Source organism: Kiloniella antarctica (assembly GCF_042682825.1).
GTDB lineage: Bacteria > Pseudomonadota > Alphaproteobacteria > Kiloniellales > Kiloniellaceae > Kiloniella > Kiloniella antarctica.
Genome location: NZ_JBHUII010000008.1, coordinates 14,408 through 39,554 on the forward strand (window position 1 = coordinate 14,408; position 25,147 = coordinate 39,554).

Sequence of the window (25,147 nt, forward strand, 5' to 3'; positions counted from 1 at the left end):
CCCTCCCTGCAAGCCGTAGTACGATCTTCAATAAGACGTAACTACCTGTGGCGCGTTGAGGAAAGTTGTAGCAAATTCAGTAACAAACAACAAACAATTCTGTTTTATATCACAACACCAGATGATTTAGCATAGGCTTCCAAATCGCTTCTTAGGCTATGATCTGGCTTGTTAAGGAGGCTTGTTACAAAGTGTGTCACACTATCGACATCCAGCGAACGAACCATTTTCTTAGCGCCAACAACTTGTTGTGCAGGCATGGATAAGGACTTAAACCCACAGCCTATTAAGGCCATAGCTTCCAAGGGATGCCCCGCCATATCACCACACAATGACAAATCAACACCGGCCTGATGGGTCGCATCAGCAATCTCACGCATCATCCTTAAAACACCCGGACTGAGCGCATCATAACGCCGCGCCAACCGCGTGTTGCCCCGATCTGTCGCAAATACAAATTGCATCAAATCATTACTACCAACTGAAAGAAAGTCCACCTCACGACAAAGAGCCGGAAGTTGCCAGATCAAAGCTGGCACCTCCAGCATCGCACCAACTTTTAACTCTTTTGGCAACACACCGCCGATTGTCTTTTCACGTTCCAGCTCTCTATCAAGAAGTGCTCTCGCCGCAATAAACTCAGAAGTCTCAGATATCATAGGAAACATTACGCTAAGCTTGCGGCCTGCACAGGCACGAATCAATGCACGTAATTGCTGCCGCAATAAAGCTGGGCGATCCAATCCGATTCTAATCGCCCGCCAACCCATCGCTGGATTTTCTTCAGCGATACTTGACCAATACGGCAAGACTTTATCCCCGCCAACATCGAGTGTCCTAAACACAACTGGCTTTCCTTCTGAACGATCCATCGCCTTACGGTAAAGCTCGGCCTGCTCCGCCACTCCCGGAAAAGACTTTCGTACCATAAAGGGAACCTCAGTACGGTACAGTCCAACCCCATCCGCGCCACAGGCGTGCATGTGCGGAAGATCCATAAGAAGACCAACGTTCACATTCAGAGATATACGATTCCCATCCAGAGTTTCCGGAACCCAATCCCGTATAGCTGATGTTTCAGCCCAACGTAGTTTTTTATCCTTCACACTCGTTCTCAGTGTGGCAAGAACATCTTCTTTGGGGCGAACAAACACTTGGTCATTGGAAGCATCAAGGACAACCGTATCGCCTTCGCGAATACGCGTAAGAACATCACGACACCGACCGATAATGGGAAGTTCCAATGCTTGCGCCACCAGGGCAACATGCGCAGTTGGAGATCCCTCTTCAAGAATAACTCCTTTCAGGCGATCCCAATCATAATCCAACAATTCTGCCGGCCCTAAAGTTCTGGCAAGAAGAATAAATTCATCGGGTAATTCAGGTTTATCTTCACCTAAATCCAAAAGATGATGCAATAATCTATTGGCAAGATCATCAAGATCGGCCAAGCGCTCTCGAAGATAAGGGTCACTAATTTTGCCCATACGGGAGCGGGTTTCATTTTGAATTTTCTGGACTGCCGCCTCGGCTGTCATCCCTCCAACCCGGATGGCTTCGGTGATTTTCCCAACCCACCCACGATCTTCGGCAAACATACGGTATGTTTCCAAAACTTCGCGTTGCTCGCCCAGGGCTGCAATATCTGAACGGGTCAGCATCTCATCGATAGATAAACGCATTTCTTTAACGGTTAATTCGAGACGTTGAACTTCTTCCTCGACATCGTCCGCAATAATACGACTGATAACAATACCACGGTTGTGAAAAACAGCCTGCCCTATTCCCATACCCTCATTCAGACAAAGGCCTTTGATACGGTCGGGCTTTTCTAATTCATCTTGATTTCCACCTGTTTCGAGGGCTGAAACGGATAGTGTTCCTCCGGCAATCAATTCAGCCAAGACCATAGCAATGGTCTCAAGAGCTTCGACTTCTTCTTCGTCGTAATGCCGGTGCGTAACGTTCTGAACAGCAATGACACCGAGAACTCGACCACTGCGTAAAATAGGAACACCTAACATCGATTGATAAGGTTCTTCCCCGGTCTCCGGCCTATAGGCAAAATTAGGATGTCGAGGCGCATCTGAAACCGCCATTGGCAGAGCCAACGCGGCGCACTGCCCGACGATACCTTCACCTTTATGCAAGCGCGTTTTATACACTGCCTCCGGCTTCAATCCCATCGTTGCAGCGAGTTCCAGATACTCCCCGCCAAGATGTTCACCCCGGCGCATCACGTAAATCGAGCAAACTTCGGCAGCTATATCACGCGCAATAAGATTAACGGTCTGTGCCAAACGCTCTTGATTAGTGGATTTGCCCTTCATTTGGTCGCGCAGAAGCTTCAACAAACGGCGTGATCCGCCCCAGGCAGAAGTTTTATTATTCTTGCTGCTCATTAGATACCGCTTCCTTGCTGCACCATATAGAAATCAGGCCGAAGGCGAAATTTGCCAACTACCTGATCATAACAATTCTCATCACTGTTCTTGGCAAAGTTACTCTCGTAACTACAGATCCAAGATTAGTCTTCTGAATCCAATCCATAAGCGGTGTGAAGACTACGAAGAGCAAGCTCGGTGTATTCTTCAGCGACAAGAACTGAAATTTTGATTTCAGAAGTTGAAATAACTTCGATATTGATTCCCTTATCAGCCAAGGCAGAAAACATTTTTTGAGCAACCCCGGCGTGAGATCGCATACCGACGCCGATGACCGAAATCTTAGCAACAGAAGGATCAGAATCCAGACTATCATAAGTAAGGCCATTGCTCTTGTCTTCTAGCACGCTGATGGCACGATTAAGATCAGCCTTAGCAACGGTGAAAGTCATATCTGTGGTTTTTTTATCCGCAGAAATATTTTGAACAATCATATCCACGTTAATGGCCGCAGCCATAAGCGGGCCAAAAATACTGGCGGCGACGCCTGGTGTATCTCTAACGCTGCGCAGAGTTACCTTCGCCTCGTCACGATTATAGGCGATACCACTAACAATTGCCTGTTCCACGATTTCATCCTCGTCTACGACTAGGGTTCCCGGCTTATCTTCAAAGCTTGAGAGAACCTGTACACGCACCCCGTGTTTCATGGCCATTTCGACCGAGCGGGTTTGCAATACTTTTGCACCTTGAGATGCAAGTTCGAGCATCTCTTCATAGGTGATTTTATCCATTTTACGCGCTTTGGCGACGATACGGGGGTCGGTTGTATAAATACCATCCACGTCCGTATAAATATCGCAGCGATCAGCTTTCAAAGCAGCCGCAATAGCCACGGCCGATGTGTCGGATCCACCGCGTCCCAAGGTCGAAATACGTCCATCCGGACCCACACCCTGGAAACCAGCAAAGACCGCTACCTGCCCCTCACCAAAACGACGAATAATATCATCAACTTCTATGCGCTCGATACGCGCACTACCATGAGCATCATTAGTAATTATCGGTCCCTGCCAACCGAGCCAGGACCGAGCATTGATACCCATGTCTTGAAGCACGATTGAAAGCAAGCCAGATGTTACCTGCTCACCAGAAGATACAACCGTATCATACTCGCGCAGATCATATAACGATCCTGCACTTTGAACATAATCGACTAGTTGGTTGGTTACACCAGCCATTGCGGAAACTACTACCGCAACCTCATTACCGGACTCGACTTCTCTTTTCACGCGCTGTGCTGCGTTCCTGATTCGATCGAGATCCGCGACCGAGGTACCGCCGAATTTCATTACGACTCGGGCCATCGGGACTCTTCCTGTAAGGAAATTTTAAATTTACACAAACCTCCGCGAAAAACCGCCTTGAAACGGTTGCTCTAAAGGCTGGACATATCCATACTCTGCACAACTCTTCGAATCAAGTAATTGCATGTTAAAAAACGACGAGTTTCACACGCGAATTATGTATAATTTGTTTCTATGCGCCCTTAAAACGTACAATACCTGAGTACACCGGACCATGATGGCTAAAAAAAAGATAATCCAAACCGAAACCCCCACAAAAGATGATGCTGCGGGGATCACGGTTGATCCACAGGAAATTTCAAAATTCGCAGCAATGGCGGACGAATGGTGGGATCCTTTAGGTAAGTTCAAGCCGCTACATCAACTCAATCCCGTGCGCATCAGCTATATTCGCGATCACCTTGCAAAACGGCATGGCCGCGATATCAAAGACATCAATCCCCTAAAAGGTTTGACGATCCTCGATATTGGTTGTGGTGGCGGACTTCTTTCAGAACCTCTGACAAGGCTTGGGGCAACAGTCACCAGTATCGACGCGTCCCACCGCAACATAGAAATTGCACGCCTTCACGCAGAAGACGGCGGTCTCGATATGGACTACAGACACATGACTGCTGAGGATTTGGTTGAAACAGGCGCAACTTATGATGTTGTGATCAATATGGAAGTCATCGAACATGTCGCTGATGTCGAAGCTTACACCACCTCATGCGCAGCTCTGGTAAAACCAGGCGGCGTCATGTTTGGCTCAACCCTGAATCGCACCAAAAAATCTTATCTTTTGGCCATTATCGGAGCTGAGTATCTATTACGTTGGGTACCGAAAGGGACCCACGAGTGGAAAAAATTCCTCAAACCTTCAGAATTTGTGGATGTCTTACGCCGCAATGGTTTGGAAACTCAAGATTTGATGGGTATCATTTACAATCCAGTTTTAGACAAATGGTTACACGATGCCAAAGATCTGGATGTAAATTACATGCTGATTGCAGAAAAGATCGGTTAAGCAGATTCGTTCTCATCTAAAAACATCAGATACTTAGGATCTGAACACGATACCTTAGCCTTAATATTAGCGGTTTATGTCGGCCCTCAGTTTGGCTTTTAAGTGTCAGCCTTCGGCTTAACTATTATGCGTCAGCCTTCGGCTTCCAGGGAATCTGATTAAAAGCAATTCCCTCCTCTTTCAGCCTTTTGCTATCCTTTTCAGTCGCTTCACCATAAATGTTCTTTTTATCTGATTCACCGTAATGGATTTTGCGCGCTTCTTTGGCAAAATCTTTACCAACGTAATCAAAGTTATCTTCGACGACCTTCTGTGCTTCACTTAGCAACTTCTGGGCTTTAGCCAAGTCACTTGTTGAGGCTCTCTTCTTCTCACTGTTGGCAAGGCTAACGTTGGGTGCCATCAAGGCCTTTGTAACAGCAGAAGAATTACAGCTCGGGCACGTAACAATACCTCTCTCAGATTGCTTTTTAAAAGCCTCACTGTCCTTAAACCAAGCTTCAAAAACGTGATTATTTTCGCATTTCAAATCGAAAAGAATCATACTAATTCCGTTTCAAACATACCAATACCCATAACCCTGAGTTTATTGCCGAAGAGATCCTCTTTGGTCAAGCTAGACTTAAAAATTAGTCCCGACGAGAAATTATTGCCTTGAGGCTTATTGAGGAGTAACCAAATCATATCATACATTAACTTGGTTGGTTAGAATTATGACTGCACCTTCTCCTTGGGTTCTCCGTTTTGCTCCGCATATTCCTGAAGGATCTAATGTTTTAGATTTAGCTTGTGGTTCTGGACGTCACGCCCGCTTGTTTCTTATGGCAGGACATTACGTATCCGCCTTGGATAAAAACACCGAAGGCCTTGCGGACATAAAAGACTTGCCTGGTGCAGAAGTAATTACTGCTGATTTAGAAGATGGCTCACCTTTTCCATTAGCCGGTAAACAGTATGGCGGTATTGTTGTGACCAACTATCTATTTCGTCCTTTGTTGCCACTCCTACCAGATCTTTTAAGTATCGGTGGGATACTTATTTACGAGACATTTATGGAAGGTAACGAACATTTTGGTCGACCAAGCAAGCCAAAGTTCCTTTTACATTCTCAGGAGCTTCTCGACTGTTTTCACGGGACATTATCCATTACAGCTTATGAAGAAGCCATAATAGGGACCCCCAAACCTGCTGTTGTTCAACGGATTTGTGCAACACGCCTTAAATGATACAATCTAGAGAACATTGTGGAACGGTTTTCACTAAGCATTTACAATTGGCGACTTAATTCAAAACGAAAACTCACGATCATGATCTATTGAAGGCACCATATCCCGGGCCTGTTTCATCCTGTCCAAATCAATATCCGCAAAGATCACACCAGGTTCGCTGCCACCATCAGCCAAGACCTCTCCCCAAGGAGCAACAATAAGGGAGTGTCCATAAGTTTCACGTCCTTCAGCATGTACACCACACTGCCCTGCAGCAATAACAAAGCAGCCGTTTTCTATAGCTCGAGCTTTAAGCAATGTGTGCCAATGGGCTTCGCCAGTAAATTTGGTAAAAGCAGCTGGTGCCGTTAAGATTTGTGCGCCGCGTTTGGCTTGGGCTCTGAAAAGATAAGGGAACCGAACATCGTAGCAGATCGCCAGCCCCAGCGTCGCCCACGGCAGGTCCGTCACAACAGCTTTTTCACCAGGCCTGAAAGTTGCGGACTCTCGATATGATTGCCCATCAGGAATTTCAACGTCAAACATATGAATTTTGTCGTAGCGCGCCTTGATCTCACCCTGGGGATTAAACAAAAAAGCCCTGTTAGCGGCCCGCCTCTCTTCTGTTCCAACAATCAAAGAGCCAATATGCAACCAAATCCCAAGCTCTTTCGCCAGGGCAGAAAAAGCCTTAATCGAAGGGTGATCATTTTCAGGAAGAGCTTTTTCAAGCGTCAGCTTTTTATCTGGCTCCATCATCGTGGTGCATTCAGGTGTCTGAACGTAGTTCGCCCCCCCTGCATGCGCCTGGCGAATAAGATCACAGGCCGTTATTAGCGTGATCTCATCATCTCTTCCAGCTGTGAGTTGGACACAGGCCGCCCTAAATTTACTCAAGAAGCTTTCCTTGTTTCCAATTTACCATCGAGAAGACCAGCGCCTTCCAAAGCCATCAGTTCGTCACACCCGCCAATATGCTCTCCATCAATAAATATCTGAGGGACAGATGTTCGACCTCCGGCCTTTTCCATCATTTCAGATTTGCGGCGCGGTTGCATCATTATATCGATTTCTTCAAATGCAACGCCTTTAGCCTTCAGTAGCTTTTTTGCACGAGAACAATAAGGGCACAGCATACTAGAATAAACAACAACCTCAGCCATACGAAAAAATCCTTTTCCAAATGCAAAATAATATTAGCACGTTCAATCTTACTTACGCGTTAGAGGCAATATTTAGGTGATATTTTGAAAATGTACAGTGCAAGGATCATTTTTTCCCTTCAGCTTCCACTTTCTTTGAGAACCCGCGAGAGTACCAACACGTTAATTTTTGCCACCTTCTGCTTTTTGAGAACCCGACTACAGGCTTCTAACGTTGCCCCGGTCGTATAGACATCATCAATCAAAATTATATTTTTATTTCTTATACAATCTGCGTACTTGGGATTGATTTCAAATGCAGTTCTGACATTTTTCCAACGATTGATCAGTGAGAGATGCCCCTGTGAAGAAGTGTTTTTTGTCCTCAACAACAAGTCTGGCAGATATACTTTTTTATGCGAATAAGCAATTTTTTGGGCCAAAAGTCCTGACTGGTTATAACGTCGAGCTAAAAGCCTTCTCGGATGAAGAGGCACAGGCGAGATGAAGTCAACATCCATTAGGATCTCCTTACCGACAAGCGCAATCCACCTCGTAAAAAGCTTCGTCAGATAAGTTCTGTCAGCATGCTTAAATCCGATAATCATATTTTTACTGTGATCATCATAAGACAAGGCAGACCGACAACGATCAAACGATTTAGGTGATCTGAGGCACTCACCACAAAGGACATCGTCTTTTACAAAGTAATCGAAAGGATAACCACAACACACACAACAAGGATCAGATATGAACGTCAAAGATGCCCAACATACCCCACATATACCGTTACTGTTTAAAACTGGCTCCTGACAATTACCGCAAACAGGAGGAAGCGCATAATCAACGATGCCGGAGACAAGGCTCAAAACAGCTTCAGGCACGGAGCGAGAGACAAACTTTAAAAAATCCACCATTTAGTGAAGTTAATACGGCACACCCTTAGCGTAAAGTTTATGATTTAGCGCCACCCTAAAACCGAGAGCAGCTATACAAGTCATTAATTGCTCTGGTTATTAAAAGGCAATCTGCTATAACCAGAAAAATCTTAATCAGCTTGAGCCGTTAACGATGACCGACATTTATATCTTTGATCACAACTCAGTCGACCTCCATCGTCAACGCGCCAAACCAGGCTTCAGTAATCACGCCTTCCTTTTCGAAGAAGTCGCAGATCGGCTGGGCGATCGGCTGCTCGATATTGCACGAAGCTTTCCGACGGCTCTAAATCTCGGATCAAATCATTCCATCCTCTCTAAAACTCTAGGACCTCGCGGTGGAATCGAACAGTTCACGTCTTCGATGTTCAAAAGAACGTCCCAAGACAACAAGAGTCCAGATACCACAGACATTCCAATTGAAATTGTCGACGAAATTTTATCCTTTGAGCCCCAAAGCTATGATCTGATTATCAGTAACCTTTGCCTGCACTGGGTTAACGATCTTCCCGGTGCCCTTCTACAAACAAATCGTTGCCTCAAACCCAATGGGTTATTTTTATCTGCGATGTTCGGCGGGGAAACACTCAAAGAACTAAGGGCTGCTTTGATGGAAGCAGAGATGGAAGTCGAAGGAGGTGTCAGCCCAAGGGTGTCTCCCCTCATCGATGTTCGTGATGCTGGTGCCCTGTTACAACGTGCTGGCTTTGCCCTTCCCGTCGCAGACTATGACCGAATAGAAGTAAGTTATGCCTCCGCTTTCGAACTTATGAAAGAACTCAGGGGAATGGGGGAAACCAATGCTATACACAATCGGCGTAAAACTTTTACCCGCCGGGAAACACTCTTGAAAGCGGCACAGATTTATCAAGAAAGGTTTCAAGATAAAGAAGGCCGCATAACGGCAACTTTCGATATCATCTATTTGGCAGGATGGGCACCCCACAGCTCACAACAACAGCCTCTGCGTCCTGGGACAGCAACAAGCCGCCTGGCTGATTTTCTTGAGACAAACGAAACTAAAATAAACTAAATTGCGTCATCGCTAGGCTCTTTCGTCTTTACCTCATACTGTAATGAATTCGAGAGCACTTGCCATCCTCTGCGTTAAGCAAGGCTCGTGCTATATGGCTTCACCGAGTAAAACTGGTTCAGAAACCTGTTCATAACCAATGGCAAAGGCAGCATTACGGAAATAGATAAGGATAAAAACCCTTATCGCTGCTGTAAGCGAGGATCCTGCTTTAGCATCATCAATCGTTGTACACAGATTACTGATGTGACAATCCTCCCGGATGCATATTTCAAAAAGTGCGTCCCACATGTCCGGCTCTAGGCGTAAGGACGTACGTCTCCCCTTTAGGGTGATATTTCTATTTACCAGTGTAGACATACACCCTCCATTATTTTCGGATTAACCTTCCGAAAACACCCCCCATTAGTTAGCTAAAATACCACACTCAGACGACAATTAATAAAATATGAGTATGCTTTTTAGCTCCGAGAAATTTATTTTACAGTAAATCTCGCAACAATGCTACTAGAGGCTCATCAGCGGGAGGCATATCATAATCACGAAGACGCATGGGGCGCACCCACGCGAATTTCTGCCCCTCAAGAGCGGTCACATTCCCCTCCCATATTCGACAAGCAAACAAGGGCATCAAGAGATGAAAATCATCATAACTATGTGATGCAAAAGCAATTGGAGCAAGACAACTAGATCGGGTATCGATACCAAGCTCTTCTTTCAACTCTCGAACCAAAGCCTGTTCTGGTGTTTCACCTGCCTCAACCTTGCCTCCCGGAAATTCCCATAGCCCGGCCATCGACTTACCTTCCGGACGCTGTGCCAACAACACCCGGCCGTCAGAATCCACCAAAGCCGCGGCCGCGACCAGTACAATTGGCCTCGCCCTGTCAGCTCTTTTTTCGGCAGCCCAACATCCCATATCTTCTTCGGCAGAACTCATAAAATTCGTCTCTAATTAGCTGCGATAATCAGCATTAATTTCAATATAACCATGTGTTAAATCACAAGTCCAAACTGTTGCGCTTCCAGTACAAATTCCAACATCGACAGCAACTTCGATATCTTGCCCCTTCATATGCTGAGCAACAGGGCCCTCATCAAAGCCTTCAACCCTTTGTCCATCTTTTGCGATTATTACACCGCCCATGGCAATCGATAGCTTATCCCGATCGGCTCGTTCGCCGGATTTTCCAACAGCCATTACTACGCGCCCCCAATTGGCGTCTTCCCCGGCAATAGCGGTTTTAACCAAAGGAGAATTCGCAATCGCCAGGCCTATTTTTTTAGCCGCAGTATCGCTTTCGGCGCCAGATACAAAAATACTGACAAACTTACTTGCGCCCTCACCATCTCGAACGACTTGATGGGCGAGGTCTCTTAAAAGTCCATTGAGCGCTGATACAAAATCAGCCAACTCAGGTGCGTTGATATCCTGGTAAATTGCATTGCCAGCTTTTCCTGTAGCACAGAGAAGCACTGTATCACTTGTTGATGTATCGCTATCGACTGTAATGGCATTAAACGACAGGTCAGCACCACGGGAAATCAAAGATTGAACCACTGCAGAAGAAAGAGCGGCGTCAGTTGCGATAAAGCTCAACATTGTAGCCATATCAGGCGCAATCATGCCTGACCCTTTGGCAATACCATTAATCGTAACAGTCTTACCGCCTACTTGAGTTTTAACACTCGCCCCTTTGGCAAAGGTGTCTGTCGTCATAATTGCTTCGGCAGCAGCCTGCCAATGATCGCTAGACAAATCAGATTTAAGCTGACCAAGAGCAGAAGTGATCCGCTCATCAGGTAGAGGCTCACCGATGACCCCCGTTGAGGCAACAAAAATGCTTTCTTTTGCGCACCCCAGCTCAGCTGCCGTCGCAGCGACAGTACGTGAAACAGAGGCATTCCCCAACTTACCAGTAAAGGCATTGGCATTACCCGAGTTCACAACTATCGCACGGGCTTGTCCGAACTTTAGGTGTTCTTGACAGCATTCAACCGGCGCAGAGCACGTTAAAGATTTAGTGAGGACGCCACCAATTGTTGAACCTTCATCAAACGCCATCAAGAGAACATCTTTACGTCCCTGATATTTAATCCCACAAGCTCGTGTTGAAAGCTGAACACCATCAATAGCGGGCATATTAGGAAAGTTCGCAGGGGCAAGTGGAGATTTTAGAAGCTCCATGGCATCATCCTCAAATAAAATTAACGTCCAGACATATCTTTTTAGCAAATATACCCAAAGGTAAAAAAGCCCGGAATTAGGAACCGGGCTTTTTTATTTCACTCTTCAAGTATTATTCAGTAGCAGGTTTATCTGCTTCTTCTGAAGTGCCTTCTTCTGCATTTTCTTCAGTTACATTTTCTTCTGGTGCGGTTTCTTCTGGTGCGGTTTCTTCTGGTGCGATTTCGGGCTCAGCACCAACAATTTCAATTTCAACACCTTCTTTCAGGCCATCAACAATCGCCTGATAAGCTGTTCTTGAAAGTTCGCCACGAAGTTGACCATCCAACGCTTCTTTTGTTGGTTGCTCGGAATCGCGTTCTTTCTCAACCTTGATTACATGCCAACCGAACTGTGATTGCACAGGCGTCGCAGAATGATCCCCAGGTTTCATCCCAAAAGCAGCATCAGAGAATGGCTTAACCATCTGCTCTGCGCGGAAAAAGCCGAGATCTCCACCACCGGGACCACTTGGGCCAGTAGAGTGCTCTTTTGCCAAGGATACAAAATCAGCACCCGCATCAAGTTGCTTAATCAGGTCTTTACCAGTTTCTTCATCTTCAACAAGAATGTGGCGGGCTGAAACTTCGCGGACAGCTGGATTTTCCAATAGATAAGCCTGATAGGCTTTTTCCACAGCATCATCCGTAACTTCCTTTTCAAGCGCACGATTTAGAAAGACCTCAACAAGAATTCTTTCTTTAATATCACCAATACGTTTTAGCACTTCCGGATCCTGTTCAAGACCAGAAGTATTCGCTTTTTGAGAGATGAGTTTTAAGTCAACAACCTGCCCGACCAATTCAGGTAAAATCAACTCGATCTGGGCTTGAGGAATATTTGGAATGCTTTCAGCAAACTTCACAACTTCGGACCGACGAATAATGACATCCCCGACTTTAGCCATAATTGGGTCATCTGCAGCAGGGGTTTCGCTAGGAGATTCTGAGAATGTCGCCCCGCTTAAAAATGGAAGAGTTCCCCCTTGCTGCCCGTAGTTAAATCCAACATAGGCTGCACCAAGCAGGGCCGCACCGCCAATAAGTGGGAACAAAATCTGTTTTGCAGACATCTTAGAGATAACTCCTAGTTATTTATAATATGGGTTATATATAATACGGGGATTGGTTTTAGCCACATAATCCCCTTTTGTCGATCAGCAGGTGATCTCAAGACTGTGTCAAGAGAATGGCTACTTCTAATTTTATTATTACCACCTAAGTTTATTACTTATTTTGCTGGAAATACTGAGATATCAGCATCTTCCCTAAGTTCCCTTACCATCACCGCAATCAAATCGCGACTTACGATTTTTTTTATTTCCGCACGCATGGATTCAAAAGTGGGCTGTTTAACGTCCCTCTTATCCTCAAGTAGAATAACATGCCAACCAAATTCAGTTGAAACTGGCGTTTGAGTAAACTGCCCTTTTTTTAAATTAAAGGCTGAAGCTGCAAATTCAGGGTCCATGTCTTTACGACGAAACCAGCCAAGATCCCCGCCTTTATCAGCAGAAGGTCCGCGCGAAAATTTCTTCGCAAGAAGAGGGAAATTTGCGCCGTTTTCAAGAGCGATAATCAAAGCCAACGCTTCATTCCGTGTCTCGACCAGTATATGCCGTGCGCGGATCTCTGCATTGATTATATTCTCTCGCAATAGGCTAAAATAGCGGTCTTTCAGCATACTTTCCGAAATCATCTCATTCAGTTTTTGCTCAAGAAAGGCGTCGCGTATAATTTTTTCCTCGGCAAGTGCTAACTTTCTTTTCACAGCTTCATCACGGTCAACATCGGCATCTGCCCCCGCGTGAGCAAGTAATTTTAAATCAATCGCGCGATCGAGAAGAAGAGGAAACATCGTTTCTAAGTTTCCTTGATATTGCTCAGGTAATTTTCGCGCAGCTTGCATGATATCTTCCCAATAGATCCGATCACCCTCGACAATCGCAACAACAGGGTTCTCTTTGGACAAGCGGTTCAACTCCAATTCTTTAGAAGTTTCTTTTTCTGACCTAGGTTCAATGGCAACCGTCTCGCTACCAGATAGAGTTGGTGTTGCAGGAAGTTGTTCGACAACGATATCTTTTACGGGACCCTTTTCAATTTTCTCGGCATCGTTTGTAGGAACACTATCCGTAAAGCCTGGAGGAGGTGTTAACCCTTCTCGTTCCTGCCCAGGGACATCGACAGCGGTTGGTGTTTCCTTTTTAACCACATCACTCTTTAGAGGCTCTACAGTTAATACTGCGGGGACTTCTCCTGCAGGTACAACGACTATTAGTTCATTCGTTTCTTCAGTTTCAATTGTCTCTTTGCCAGAAGGAGTCGCGACAGTTTCTGTTGGTTCAAGGCCCTCTTTGTCTTGACTATCAGTTTCATCATCCTCACCAAAAAGGAACCGTAAAAGTTTTCCTCCACTTTCGCGTTGTTCAGATTTTTCTGTACTTTCTTTTTCTGGCTCTGCAGATACAGGCTGAATAAAAGACAAAGATATCAACAGTGTAATAGTCGATACTATTTTGCGAAAACAAGTCAAATCAAGGGCTCCAGATCGGCACAGAAAAAATATCAATCCTTATTACAACAAAGTTACTACAACCTAAAGCATCTATCGTTGCTCCACATCCAATCACACAAGAAAGATAGCACAGATGTATTTCATCCCCATTAAAAGCAGCTTCACATTGACAGGAGCCCATGTGAGCCCTATGTCTCATTTTGACTTTTACTAACTAATTCTTGAACTGCGTTTTCACGCAAGGGGTTCTCTATGCTCGGCGCGCTTGTGAAACGGATGTTTGGCACTGCCAACGACCGTTACCTAAAAGGCCTAAACTCTATTGTCCTTTCTATAAATAGCTTTGAATCTACTATCGAAGCTTTGTCTGACGATGACTTAAAAGGGCAAACAGAGAAGTTCCGTACCCGTCTTGAGCAGGGTGAAACTCTTGATGATATTCTCCCTGAAGCTTTCGCAACAGTGCGCGAAGCTTCTCGCAGAACTCTTGGCTTAAGACATTTCGATGTCCAGATGATGGGCGGTGTTGTTCTTCATCGAGGAATGATCAGTGAAATGGCAACCGGTGAAGGTAAGACGCTTGTTGCGACCTTACCTGTCTATCTTAATGCTATTCAACGCAAAGGTGTCCACGTTGTTACGGTGAACGATTATCTCGCCAATCGTGATGCTGCATGGATGGGACAGATCTATCAATTCCTCGGTATGACTGTCGGTTGTGTAACCCCAGGTCAAGGCGAACAAGAACGCCATCACGCCTATAGCTGCGATATTACCTACGCGACAAACAACGAGCTCGGTTTTGATTATCTTCGCGATAATATGAAGTTTGAAATCGATCAAATGGTGCAGCGCGAATTTAATTTCGCAATTGTCGATGAAGTTGATTCTATCCTGATCGATGAAGCCAGAACACCCTTGATCATTTCCGGCCCCGCGGAAGACTCTTCCGAGAGTTACATCACGATCAACGAATACATCCCGCACCTTGCTGAAGAACACTACGAACTCGATGAGAAATCTCGTTCAGTGACCCTCACGGATGAAGGCGTCGAGTTTGTCGAGAAAAAACTCAACGATGACGGTGTTATGACAGGCTCTCTTTACGAGATCGAGAATGTCAGCACTCTCCACCACATCAATCAAGCATTACGTGCACATAAGCTCTTCCAAGTAGATAAAGATTACATCGTCAAAGACAAAAAAGTTGTTATCATTGACGAGTTTACGGGTCGGATGATGGAAGGTCGGCGCTTTTCTGAAGGATTACACCAAGCCCTTGAAGCCAAAGAAGGCGCTAATGTTCAGCAAGAAAATCAAACTCTTGCATCCATTACCTTCCAGAATTATTTCCGCCTTTACCCCAAACTTGCGGGGATGACTGGTACAGCGATGACCGAAGCAGAAGAATTTTCTGCGATCTATTCGCTCGATGTTATTTCCATGACAACAAACCTTCCTTGTATCCGTATTGACCACGACGATGAGGTTTATCGGACTGGGCTTGAACGAGATACGGCCATCATCAAGCAAATCAAGGAATGCCACGCGCGTAAACAGCCTGTTTTGGTTGGTACTGTGACGATTGAAAAGTCTGAGTATCTTGCGGCTCTTCTTACAAAAGAGAAAATCCCACATAAGGTTCTCAACGCTCGATATCACGAGCAAGAAGCTATTATTGTTTCTCAAGCTGGGTCCCCTGGCGCCGTAACCATCGCAACCAACATGGCTGGCCGTGGTACCGATATTAAACTCGGCGGCAATGAAGACATGCGTATTGAGCAAGAAGCTGGCGGGATTCCTGACGAAGCATTACGCAAAGTAAAATCTGATGAGATTATTGCAGAAGTTGCTGCAAATAAAGTGATTGTGACCGATGCTGGTGGTTTGTTCATGATTGGTAGTGAACGCCACGAAAGTCGCCGTATTGATAACCAATTGCGCGGACGTTCTGGTCGCCAATCTGATCCCGGTGCCTCCAAGTTCTTCCTCAGTCTCGAAGATGATCTTATGCGTATCTTTGGCTCAGAGCGCATGGATACGATGTTACAGAAACTGGGCCTTGAAGACGGCGAAGCCATTATCCACCCGTGGGTAAACAAGGCTCTCGAAAAAGCACAGAAAAAAGTCGAAGCCCGAAACTTCGAAATTCGTAAAAACATCCTCAAGTTTGATGATGTCATGAACGACCAACGTAAGGTCATTTACGAACAGCGCAAAGAAGTCATGTCTGCCGCAGAGGTGAAAGATACTGTCGCCTCCATGCGCCATGAAGTTCTCGAAGACCTTGTTACGAAGTGTATTCCCGCAAATGCCTATGCTGAGCAGTGGGAACTTGGCACTTTGCACGAAGAGTGTACGCGCCTTGTTGCCATGGACCTTCCCGTCAAAGATTGGGCGCAAGAAGAAGGCATTGCCGATCAGGAAATTCTCGACCGTATCCTTCAAGCCAGTGATCAAAAAATGGCCGCAAAGGCTGCCAATTATGGCCCAGAAGTCATGCGTTCGCTTGAGAAACAACTTCTTCTCATGGTCCTCGACAAGCAGTGGAAAGAACATCTTCTCTCGCTTGATCATCTCAAACAAGCAGTGGGTCTACGGGCTTATGGGCAAAAGAACCCACTAGACGAATACAAGCGTGAAGCTTTCGAAATGTTTGAAGCCATGCTTGATTCCGTGCGTGACGAATTGACCATGTTGATGCACCGTTTCGAGTTGCAATCACCAGAATCTGCAGAAGTTCCTCGTCAGGAACAAGAGATGCACGAATCACGTCAGGAACCCGGCCAAAGTAACCCATCGGCACCAGCACAGCCCTTTGATCAGGAAGATCCTTCCACTTGGGGTAAAACCAGCCGGAATGCGGCCTGTCCTTGTGGTTCCGGCAAAAAATACAAACATTGCCACGGAAAATTGAGTTAGGTTCCCTAAAATAAAGATAACCTAATATGAGTATTTTACTCCTCAAAGAGGGCGGCTTTAGCTGCCCTTTTTTGATTCCACCCCGCGTAAGATGAATATAGTCTGATCATTGATGAGTTTTGCCTTTCTCTAAAAAAGCAAAACCAACTCCGACACCAAACACCAACAAAGGCTATAGATCTCATGTGTACAATCGGCGCAATTTTCCTCTCAAAAGACGAGTACTTTCTGTTTAAGAACAAGGATTTTAGCCGCCCAGACTACACCGATAGGATCAAGAGCACGGATAAGATCTGGGGCGCAGAAGGTTTAGAAACCTTCTCGGCTGACACTAATGTTGAAGACATTTATTCCGGCTTATCCATTGGCGCCAACAAACATGGGCTTCTGGTCGCGGACTCTCATGTGCAAATCACAAGTCCAAAAGCCAGCAACTACGATATTTTGGTAGAGACTGCCCTGAACCAAGGGCACGACATTGAAACTGCCCTGCTCGCACTGAATAGCCGCATCAGCAACTATCCTTCATGGTGGGGTAACCTCATCCTTGCCGATAGGACAGGAACGGCTGCTGTGGAAATCCGTGACAGTAATTTGATGGTAGAGCGCAATCCATCACGCATAACCCGAACCAACCATCAACACCTGCATGGCTCAAAAGATGGCCTGGAAAACAACAACAGTAATAGTTATGGACGTTACGAATGGATCACCAAAGGCCTAAAGCACGCACAAACCCTTGACGCCTTGAAATCCATACTCGCCTCTCACGATACAAAAACAGCTCACGGCGCTCCCACAGGTATTTGCAATCATACTTACAGCCAAACGGTTTGTTCGTATATTCTTCATGCCAAGCTGGGCATCGTTACTCTACACAGCTTACAGGGACAGCCTTGTTTGCACTCTCCATACAGCAAACAAACGCTCTTTGCCTCTTAGGCCTTAAGTTTAAAACTTACCGTCGTAGGATTCACGGTCGATATGCGCAGCAATCAGAGTAAATTTTTCACCTTCAAACGCACCATCCAAAGCAGAAACCATTTCCGCCCGGCTACACGCGTTTAGACCTCTACCGCCCATTGCTTGAGCCAAAGCAGCAAAATCGGTTCCGCCAAAATCTGTGCTTCCGAAATCGACAGCCAGATTTTCGCGCCCGCTGCCCCGCTGCTTTAGCTCGATAAGTGCAAGAGAACGATCCACGAAGACAACTACGACCACAGGCAGCTTTAAGTCTCTCAATGTTGAGAGTTCTCCCAGAATCATCTCCAGACCTGCATCGCCCGTAAAAGCGACGACAGGTACATCCGGGGATGCAACCTTTGCCCCCATTGCGAGTGGCAACGCACAACCCATTGTACACAGAGCACTGGACTGGATCAGGGTATGAGGTTCACGACACACCCAGAGTTGACTTTGCAAAATGCGGTGGGCTCCGGAATCAACCGATGCAACCCCATGATCCGGCATTGCCTTGCGCACTTCATCAACAATCGCAGCAGGTCCCCATTCTTCATCACTTGGAAAGGCAGAGTTCAACGCAGCTTTTGCTAAAGAGATTTCATCGTTGTCCCAAACCGTGCCAAGAGAGAGACCGCTATCCAGCGCCGTAAGGGAAGGCGCAATCGACCCTGAAAAAGTATAACTCGCCCGATGCATGCCATGTAAATTCGGCTCAAGCGTAAATTCGGCAACAAACTGTTTTCCAGGTTGCCATACATCCTGCCAACCGTGACGCATCTCAATTGGGTCATAGCCAATAAGCAGCAGGCAATCGCTTTGCTCGACCAAGGGCAAGATAGTCTTGTCCGCCTTTGGAGAAAGACCCGCACCGCCAAGTGACAGAGCGTGATCATCAGGAATAACTCCCTTTGCCTTGTACGTCGCGACAGAGGGAATACCGTGCTTAAGTAAAAACTCTCGAACTTCAGCCTCGCAGCCTTCACTTAAAATCTCCAAGCCAAGAACGGCAAGGGGGCGTTTGGATTGCGAGAGTTTCTCCCGAACCGATTTGAACTCTGCGCTCTCGGCAGGCGCTGAAGGAAGATAGGATGGCTGCCATAACTTAACGGCATTTTCCTGAACCTTCGCAGCCAAGGAAATTGGCACATCAATATGCACAGGGCCGGGCCTACCCGATTGCGCCAACGACAAAGCCTTGTCCACAATACGATCAACCGCCCCATCCACCAGCGTAAAACTCCCTTTTACAACGGGCTCAAGTGCCTTCGCATGATCAAAAACCTGATGCGTGTAACTGACAGCATCCAGATCATCGACCTTCCCGGTCAAGAACACCAGCGGGACCCGATCTTGGTAGGCATTGGCAATGACATTGTAAGCATTGGCCATTCCCGGCCCCAAAGTCGCAAAGAGAACCCCCGGCGCTCCGGTTCGGTGATAGGTCCCCTCAGCCATAAAGCCCGCACCGTTTTCATGTTTGGTCAAAACCACTTCCAGCCCGGCATGATCCAAAGCATGCATCACACTCAGCACTTCCCCACCGGGGATACCAAAGGCATGGCGGCACCCCGCATCAAAGAGACGTTGGGCCAGTATATCAGCAGCGGTTAAGCTCATAAGCGTACTTTCAAATGGGTTACGACACACACCTATACCTGCCTGTTTCCATTGAGAGGAACAAGCAGATTAGAAATTCAAGACATCATCGCATAAGGGATACTCAAAGAGAGTAACAAGGACAGTTACTTTTCTACTTTCTCACGCAGAGTATCAACAGGCGATTTGCTGGCAGGATACGCCATATAACCCTCTCTTGTCTGCGGGAATTTACGCCCCAAAAGGTCCGAAGCGATCACATTTCTGAGAACTTGTGCTGTGCCCCCACCAATGGTGAACATCCGGGCATCACGCACCATGCGTTCAACTGGATTATTACGAGAATAGCCCGCGGCACCATGCATTTGCAGGGCATCATTGGTAACCTTAACCGCCATTTCAGAGGTAAAGAGCTTGGCTTGTGCAGCTTTCATTTTATCGGGAAAACCTGTTCCGTTTACGGCCTCATTTATCAAGGCGCGCGCCGCACTTATTTGCACAGCCATATCCGCAAGCATCCACTGAAGCCCCTGAAACTCACAAATCGGACGCCCGAACTGTTCGCGTTGTTGAATAAAAGCCTCAGCCTGATCATAAGCGCCGACTGCCAAACCAAGTGCGACAGCCGCAGCCCCAACCCGCTGACCGTTATAGGCCGTCATCAGATCACCGAAGCCCTTTCTAATGCCGGAAGGAGGCTGCAGCAGCATGTCGGCCGGAACATGAAGATCACGAAGATAGACCTCTGTTTCCGGAATACCGCGAAGGCCCATAGTCGGCTCTCGTTTACCAATTGACAGTCCCTCTGCCCCAGGTTCTCCTCTTACCACGATAAAACCCGCGATACCTTGAGGTTCATCGTTCTCAAAAACCTGTGCGAAAATGAGATGTAACCTGGAAACGCCACCACCAGTAATCCAGTGTTTTTTACCATTTAGGATATAACCGTCGCCAACCTTATCGGCACGTGTCGTCATATCTGTTGCCGCGGATCCACTTTCTGGTTCCGTGATACATATGGCGGGTTTATCTCCCTCCAGCACCAATTCGGCAGCAATTTTTTTTTGTTTTTCCGAGCCATAAGCCATGATTGCGCCAACAGCGCCCATGTTCGCCTCAACTGCGATCCGTCCTGTAACGCCACAGGCTTTTGATACTTCTTCAACAAGGACAACAGCTTCCCGGTATCCCAGACCTTGGCCACCATATGCTTTGGGTATTGTCATTCCCATAAAGCCCGCATCTCTCAGAGCAAAGCAGTTCTCCCAAGGATAAATTTCGGCTTTATCAATAGAAGCCGCCCGAGGCCCGAAGACATTTTGCGCAAGATCGCGCGCGCGTTCTCGAATACTTTCCAAACGAGAAGCACATGATTTCTCGTTAAGGTCAGCATTTTCACGTGCCGTAATACGATCAAGGTCCGCAAGCATGGGCTTTATACTCCACAGAGTTATAGGCAAGTTATAGCCGAGTTATAGGTTAGGTATTGTCTCTTTTTGACAGTTTCATTATCTCGCGCTTGCTTTCTTCAAATCAAACGAATTAAAATAACTTCTTACTTCAATAATATTTACACTAATTGAAGGTACCATGGGTATTCGCCACCTCCGGGCTTTGCTGGAAATATCGAAAGCGGGCAGTTTTCAAGCCGCCGCAGAGCGTATGGGTCTGACCCATTCAGCCGTCAGCATGCAGATGAAGGCCCTCGAAGAAGAACTACAAACAGAACTCTTCGACAGAAGCCGTCGTCCCCCTGATCTCAACCCCACAGGCTTACGCCTGTTGGAAAAGGCTCAGGAAATCATCAATCTGTATGATTCACTCGCTGAAGCCGGGTCAAACCAAGACGATCTGTCAGGTCTTCTTCGATTGGGGGCAATCCCAAGCGCAACGACATCTTTTTTACCAGAAGCCTTGGCACGCCTGGGACAAAAGCACCCCAGGTTGCAAATCCGTTTGGAAAGTGGCCTAAGCACTGAGCTAACCAGAGAGCTGCTTCAGGGGAAGTTCGATTGTATTATTATCACCCAGGCCCAACGTTTGGATGACGCACTCAAGCCCACCCTCCTGCGGGAAGAACGTCTTGTCGTTATTGCGCAAAAAAATAAGGCGAACGAGAAAATTGCTAAAACCAAAGATGGCGACATTACCCTGCTTGATCACCTTCCCTTTGTACGTTTCAACCATCTGACCGGGGTTGGGCGGATCATTGAGCATCATCTGCGAACGAGAGGGGCCAACTTGCGCGAAATAATGGAGCTCGATTCCCTCGAAGCCATTCAACGCATGGTCGCCAAGGGATTGGGAGCCGCGATCATTCCAGAAAGCAGCCTCACCGAAAACTCAGATCTACTTGTTCGCCCCTTTGGAAGCCCCCCCGTGACAAGGAAAGTCTCCCTTGTTGAAAAGCACCGCGGGCAAAGACCAGACCTAACCCGTGCTTTAGCTGAAATTCTCAAAGATGCGTTAGTAACAAATCCATAACATCTCAAAATAAAATTGAAGTGGCCCCACCTGCTTCTTAAAAACGGATCTACGTAACCGAAAAATTGGCTCTATGCTGATAACATTCCTTCCTTAGGTGGAATTGGAAATTTTTCAGGATAAGAATAATAGTCGCTTGATAAAAAGCGCATGGAGCCAGTACCCAGATGACAACGTCAGCAACCTTAGAAGAAAAACCAAGTGTCTGCCCTCTCGATTGCCCGGATACTTGCAGTCTATCCGTCCTAACCGATGGCAATAATATTCTGGAAGTACGGGGATCAAAAGCCAACCCCTACACAGCCGGGGCTATCTGCAAGAAGGTTTCGAGTTATTATCCTGATTTCATCCACGGCGAACGCCGCCTAACCACTCCTCTCCTTCGAACCGGACCTCGCGGGTCCTTAAAATACAGCCCTATCAGTTGGGAAGAAGCCCTTGACCGTGTACATGACGGATTAACACAGGCGATAGAAAACCATGGCCCGGAATCTGTTCTGCCCTTCAATTACGCAGGTCCCCATGGGCAGCTTGCCGGAGGATCTATGGATTTCAGGTTCTTCCATAAATTGGGCGCAACACAGCTCGACAGAGGACCGCTTTGTGGTGCCGTAAGGGGAGCTGCTTATACCAGCCTCTTTGGCAACGCCCCTGGCATGGAACCAGAACAAGCTGAAAAATCCGATCTTCTGGTCATTGCCAGTAATAACGTTACGGTATCCAATCTCCACCTTGCTCGAAGCATCAAAGCTGCCAAGAAAAATGGCGCTAAATTGATTGTCATTGATCCCAAGAGAATCAAGATTGCAGAACAAGCTGATCTCTACATACAGATCAAACCCGGAACCGATATCGTATTTTTTCAAGCGCTGGCTGCTGAACTTGAAAAACGTAATACTATCGACAAAGAATTTGTTGAGCGTTGGGTCTTTGGCTACGAAGCCTATATGAATGCCGCCCGTGAATATTCTTTGCAAGATGCTGCAAACATCTGTCAGGTACCTCTCGAACAAATTGAGGATTTTTTGAACCACTACACCAAAGCAGAAAACGTCGCAATGTCCGTAGGAAATGGTGCTGAGAGAGGACGCAACGGTGGCTCCTCAATTCGTGCCGCCATGGCCCTTCAAGTTCTGAGCGGAAACATGGGGCGTCCAGGTGCCGGGATCATCGCCAAGCAAGGCCTCGCCTTCCCCTCTACCTCCGACAAATTAAGGCGGCCCGATTTAGCCCCAGAGAGCACAAGAATGCTCAACATTGTCGATGTAGCAAAACATATCCTTGACGACAGCTTGGCTCCACCGATCAAGGCAGTGTTTATTTACAACCATAACCCGGTATGTACCCATCCTGATCAAAACAGAATGCGTCGAGCCCTAAGCCGCGAAGATATTTTCATCGTAGGGTGTGATATAGAGATGAATGACAGCATGGCCTATGCCGATGTCATATTACCTGCATCCAGCCACTTTGAGTTCCCAGATATTTATGCTGCTTACGGGCAAGCCCACTTACAAAGAGCAGAACCCGTAATACCAACGGTGGGTTCCTCGTTACCAAATACCGAGATCTTCCGGCGATTGGCTGAAAAATTTGGTATGGACGATCCGACCTTCAAAGCGGATGATTACCAATTAATGGATGATGCCTACGATCCACAAGCCCCTCAAATGAAGGGTATACGCCCTAGCTCGATCTCACTTGAACATTCCCTGCCCATGACCGCAGAAAACGATCAAGAGCTCATTATGTGCAAAACAGTGTTTCCAGACACAACAACTGGGAAGATTGAGCTCTTCTCTGCAGATTTGGAGGAACGGTTTGGCTATGGGCTACCAAGATACCAAGTGGTTCCTCAATCCTATCCACTCACCTTGATCAGCCCTTCATCCAGCAAGCGAACCAATGCTACGTTTGGTGGAAACCGGGAATCAATGGGCTCAGAAGTACTGGAAATCAACCCTGCCGATGCCAACCAGCGAAAGATCAAAGAAGGTGATAAAGTCAGGATCTGGAATGACCAAGGTGAGGTCTATCTCATAGCAAGCATCACAGATAAAGTGAAGCCTGCGATAATTTATTCCCCAAAAGGTACCTGGCTTGGATCAAGTGGAACCAACCAAACAGTCAACGCTCTGATTAATGCCGACTTAAGAGCCGATATTATGGGCGGTGCCTGCTACAACGATACCTTTGTTGATATAGAAACCATTTAAAGATCGAACAATGGTTATGTTAAGGAATTCGACTAGAATCAAAAAGGAGCACCCAGCGGTGCCCCTTTTTGATTCAGAGAAAATAGCTTAATTTAAAGACCGTTTTGCCCCATTTCGAGGAACTTATCTCGGCGCTTTTGGCGTAATTCCGCACCATCATAAGCCATCAATTCCTTGAGATACTTTTCAATACTGTCACCCAGAGCGTTCATACAATCTTTTTTAGCTCTGTGTGCTCCACCCATAGGCTCAGCAATGATTTCATCAATCACACCCAGTTTCTCAAGATCCTGTGCGGTCAATTTCAATGCTTCAGCTGCTTCTTTGGCCTGATCACCAGAGCGCCAAAGAATGGAAGCACAGCCTTCTGGTGAAATAACGGAATAGATCGAGTGCTCAAGCATCAAAATCCGGTTTGCAGCGGCAAGAGCAATCGCGCCACCTGAACCACCTTCACCAATAACAGCTGAAACGAGAGGAACTTTAATCCCAAGGCATTTTTCAATGCTACGGGCAATCGCTTCTGACTGGCCACGTTCTTCAGCACCAACACCAGGATATGCACCCGCAGTATCAATCAGGGTAATCACAGGAAGGTCAAAACGTTCTGCCATATCCATAAGACGTTGCGCCTTACGGTAGCCTTCAGGACGCGCCATGCCGAAATTATGTTTGACCCGGCTGTGCATATCTGCACCTTTTTCCTGACCAATCACAACAACGGATTGTCCACGAAAACGGCCAATTCCGCCTAAAATCGCAAAATCTTCAGCAAAGGCACGATCACCTGCCAAAGGCGTGTAATCTTTAATCAGCTCTGCAATATAATCTTTGCAATGTGGGCGATCGGGATGACGGGCCACAAGAGTCTTCTGCCATGCACTGAGCTTGGTGTAGGTCTGGCGCAACAGTTTATCCGCTTTAGCTTCCAGTTTGGAAACTTCTTCAGCGATATTTACATCACTGCTGCTGTCGGACAAATGTCGCAAGCCTTCAATCTTGCCAGCGAGTTCGGCGATTGGTTTTTCGAAATCTAGGAAATTTTGCATAAAACGTTGTCTATCACACAGTGAGAATCAGTCAACAAATATAGTGAATAATACCCACCGGCAAAAGAAGATATTCAAGCTTTGTTATAGAAAAG

At 46.6% G+C, this 25,147-nt stretch carries 21 protein-coding genes; 7 read left to right on the plus strand and 14 right to left on the minus strand.

The genetic code is table 11. The features are described from left to right. Positions 1 to 104: 104 nt before the first annotated feature. Together ptsP and ACFSKO_RS14740 are read right to left on the minus strand one after the other, a co-directional pair. Entirely contained in the window at positions 105 to 2,402 is a 2,298-nt protein-coding gene (gene ptsP / locus ACFSKO_RS14735; RefSeq protein WP_380252960.1) for a phosphoenolpyruvate--protein phosphotransferase, read from the minus strand. Between the two features lie 125 nt (positions 2,403 to 2,527). Then, on the minus strand, positions 2,528 to 3,751 hold the full coding sequence (locus ACFSKO_RS14740) for an aspartate kinase (RefSeq protein ID WP_380252962.1): 1,224 nt from the start codon (positions 3,749 to 3,751) through the stop codon (positions 2,528 to 2,530). A 214-nt stretch (positions 3,752 to 3,965) separates the two neighbouring features. On the opposite strand from ACFSKO_RS14740, the gene ubiG reads away from it, so the two are divergent. After that, the gene (ubiG, locus tag ACFSKO_RS14745) at positions 3,966 to 4,757 is read left to right on the plus strand and encodes a bifunctional 2-polyprenyl-6-hydroxyphenol methylase/3-demethylubiquinol 3-O-methyltransferase UbiG (RefSeq protein ID WP_380252964.1); all 792 of its coding nucleotides are present in this window, start codon (positions 3,966 to 3,968) and stop codon (positions 4,755 to 4,757) included. A gap of 124 nt (positions 4,758 to 4,881) precedes the next feature. Here ubiG and ACFSKO_RS14750 read toward each other — a convergent pair whose 3' ends face one another. Then, positions 4,882 to 5,301, minus strand: a complete 420-nt coding sequence (locus tag ACFSKO_RS14750; RefSeq protein ID WP_380252966.1) for a DUF1178 family protein — start codon at positions 5,299 to 5,301, stop codon at positions 4,882 to 4,884. 169 nt (positions 5,302 to 5,470) lie between these two features. Here ACFSKO_RS14750 and ACFSKO_RS14755 point away from each other — a divergent pair, with 169 nt between their 5' ends. Next, positions 5,471 to 5,983: a class I SAM-dependent methyltransferase gene (locus ACFSKO_RS14755; protein WP_380252968.1), complete on the plus strand. Its 513-nt coding sequence runs from the start codon at positions 5,471 to 5,473 to the stop codon at positions 5,981 to 5,983. Positions 5,984 to 6,043: 60 nt separating this feature from the next. Here ACFSKO_RS14755 and ACFSKO_RS14760 read toward each other — a convergent pair whose 3' ends face one another. From ACFSKO_RS14760 to ACFSKO_RS14770, 3 genes are all read right to left on the minus strand, one after another. Further along, positions 6,044 to 6,862, minus strand: a complete 819-nt coding sequence (locus tag ACFSKO_RS14760; protein WP_380252970.1) for a carbon-nitrogen hydrolase family protein — start codon at positions 6,860 to 6,862, stop codon at positions 6,044 to 6,046. Further along, positions 6,859 to 7,128: a glutaredoxin 3 gene (grxC, locus tag ACFSKO_RS14765; RefSeq protein WP_380252972.1), complete on the minus strand. Its 270-nt coding sequence runs from the start codon at positions 7,126 to 7,128 to the stop codon at positions 6,859 to 6,861. The genes ACFSKO_RS14760 and grxC overlap by 4 nt, the downstream gene beginning before the upstream one ends. Positions 7,129 to 7,247: 119 nt before the next feature. Further along, the gene (locus tag ACFSKO_RS14770; protein WP_380252974.1) at positions 7,248 to 8,024 is read right to left on the minus strand and encodes a ComF family protein; all 777 of its coding nucleotides are present in this window, start codon (positions 8,022 to 8,024) and stop codon (positions 7,248 to 7,250) included. A 154-nt stretch (positions 8,025 to 8,178) separates the two neighbouring features. Here ACFSKO_RS14770 and ACFSKO_RS14775 point away from each other — a divergent pair, with 154 nt between their 5' ends. Continuing rightward, on the plus strand, positions 8,179 to 9,078 hold the full coding sequence (locus ACFSKO_RS14775; RefSeq protein WP_380252976.1) for a methyltransferase domain-containing protein: 900 nt from the start codon (positions 8,179 to 8,181) through the stop codon (positions 9,076 to 9,078). A gap of 90 nt (positions 9,079 to 9,168) precedes the next feature. On the opposite strand, the gene ACFSKO_RS14780 is transcribed toward ACFSKO_RS14775, so the two are convergent. The 5 genes from ACFSKO_RS14780 to ACFSKO_RS14800 form a co-directional block, all read right to left on the minus strand. Next, positions 9,169 to 9,438, minus strand: coding sequence for a ribbon-helix-helix domain-containing protein (locus ACFSKO_RS14780; protein WP_380252978.1), 270 nt, complete (start codon positions 9,436 to 9,438; stop codon positions 9,169 to 9,171). Positions 9,439 to 9,559: 121 nt separating this feature from the next. Further along, the gene (mutT, locus tag ACFSKO_RS14785) at positions 9,560 to 9,997 is read right to left on the minus strand and encodes an 8-oxo-dGTP diphosphatase MutT (RefSeq protein WP_380253128.1); all 438 of its coding nucleotides are present in this window, start codon (positions 9,995 to 9,997) and stop codon (positions 9,560 to 9,562) included. A 36-nt stretch (positions 9,998 to 10,033) separates the two neighbouring features. Next, a complete protein-coding gene (gene argJ, locus ACFSKO_RS14790) occupies positions 10,034 to 11,266 on the minus strand; it encodes a bifunctional glutamate N-acetyltransferase/amino-acid acetyltransferase ArgJ (RefSeq protein WP_380252980.1) in 1,233 nt (410 codons plus the stop codon). Between the two features lie 112 nt (positions 11,267 to 11,378). Further along, entirely contained in the window at positions 11,379 to 12,377 is a 999-nt protein-coding gene (locus tag ACFSKO_RS14795; protein WP_380252982.1) for a peptidylprolyl isomerase, read from the minus strand. A 158-nt stretch (positions 12,378 to 12,535) separates the two neighbouring features. Further along, positions 12,536 to 13,840, minus strand: coding sequence for a peptidylprolyl isomerase (locus ACFSKO_RS14800; RefSeq protein ID WP_380252984.1), 1,305 nt, complete (start codon positions 13,838 to 13,840; stop codon positions 12,536 to 12,538). Positions 13,841 to 14,074: 234 nt separating this feature from the next. Here ACFSKO_RS14800 and secA point away from each other — a divergent pair, with 234 nt between their 5' ends. Further along, a complete protein-coding gene (gene secA, locus ACFSKO_RS14805) occupies positions 14,075 to 16,744 on the plus strand; it encodes a preprotein translocase subunit SecA (protein WP_380252986.1) in 2,670 nt (889 codons plus the stop codon). A gap of 183 nt (positions 16,745 to 16,927) precedes the next feature. After that, positions 16,928 to 17,686 (plus strand): carcinine hydrolase/isopenicillin-N N-acyltransferase family protein, encoded by a 759-nt coding sequence (locus ACFSKO_RS14810; protein WP_380252988.1) that lies wholly within the window; start codon positions 16,928 to 16,930, stop codon positions 17,684 to 17,686. 9 nt (positions 17,687 to 17,695) lie between these two features. On the opposite strand, the gene ACFSKO_RS14815 is transcribed toward ACFSKO_RS14810, so the two are convergent. Continuing rightward, positions 17,696 to 19,354 carry a thiamine pyrophosphate-binding protein gene (locus tag ACFSKO_RS14815; RefSeq protein WP_380252990.1) on the minus strand — a complete coding sequence of 553 codons (1,659 nt, stop codon included), beginning with the start codon at positions 19,352 to 19,354 and terminating at the stop codon, positions 17,696 to 17,698. 95 nt (positions 19,355 to 19,449) lie between these two features. Further along, a complete protein-coding gene (acdA, locus tag ACFSKO_RS14820; protein WP_380252991.1) occupies positions 19,450 to 20,733 on the minus strand; it encodes a 3-sulfinopropanoyl-CoA desulfinase in 1,284 nt (427 codons plus the stop codon). Between the two features lie 160 nt (positions 20,734 to 20,893). On the opposite strand from acdA, the gene ACFSKO_RS14825 reads away from it, so the two are divergent. After that, entirely contained in the window at positions 20,894 to 21,787 is an 894-nt protein-coding gene (locus ACFSKO_RS14825) for a LysR family transcriptional regulator (RefSeq protein WP_380252993.1), read from the plus strand. A 167-nt stretch (positions 21,788 to 21,954) separates the two neighbouring features. Continuing rightward, the gene (locus tag ACFSKO_RS14830) at positions 21,955 to 24,003 is read left to right on the plus strand and encodes a molybdopterin-containing oxidoreductase family protein (RefSeq protein ID WP_380252995.1); all 2,049 of its coding nucleotides are present in this window, start codon (positions 21,955 to 21,957) and stop codon (positions 24,001 to 24,003) included. A 92-nt stretch (positions 24,004 to 24,095) separates the two neighbouring features. On the opposite strand, the gene ACFSKO_RS14835 is transcribed toward ACFSKO_RS14830, so the two are convergent. Then, positions 24,096 to 25,052 carry an acetyl-CoA carboxylase carboxyltransferase subunit alpha gene (locus ACFSKO_RS14835; protein WP_380252997.1) on the minus strand — a complete coding sequence of 319 codons (957 nt, stop codon included), beginning with the start codon at positions 25,050 to 25,052 and terminating at the stop codon, positions 24,096 to 24,098. Positions 25,053 to 25,147: the final 95 nt, after the last annotated feature.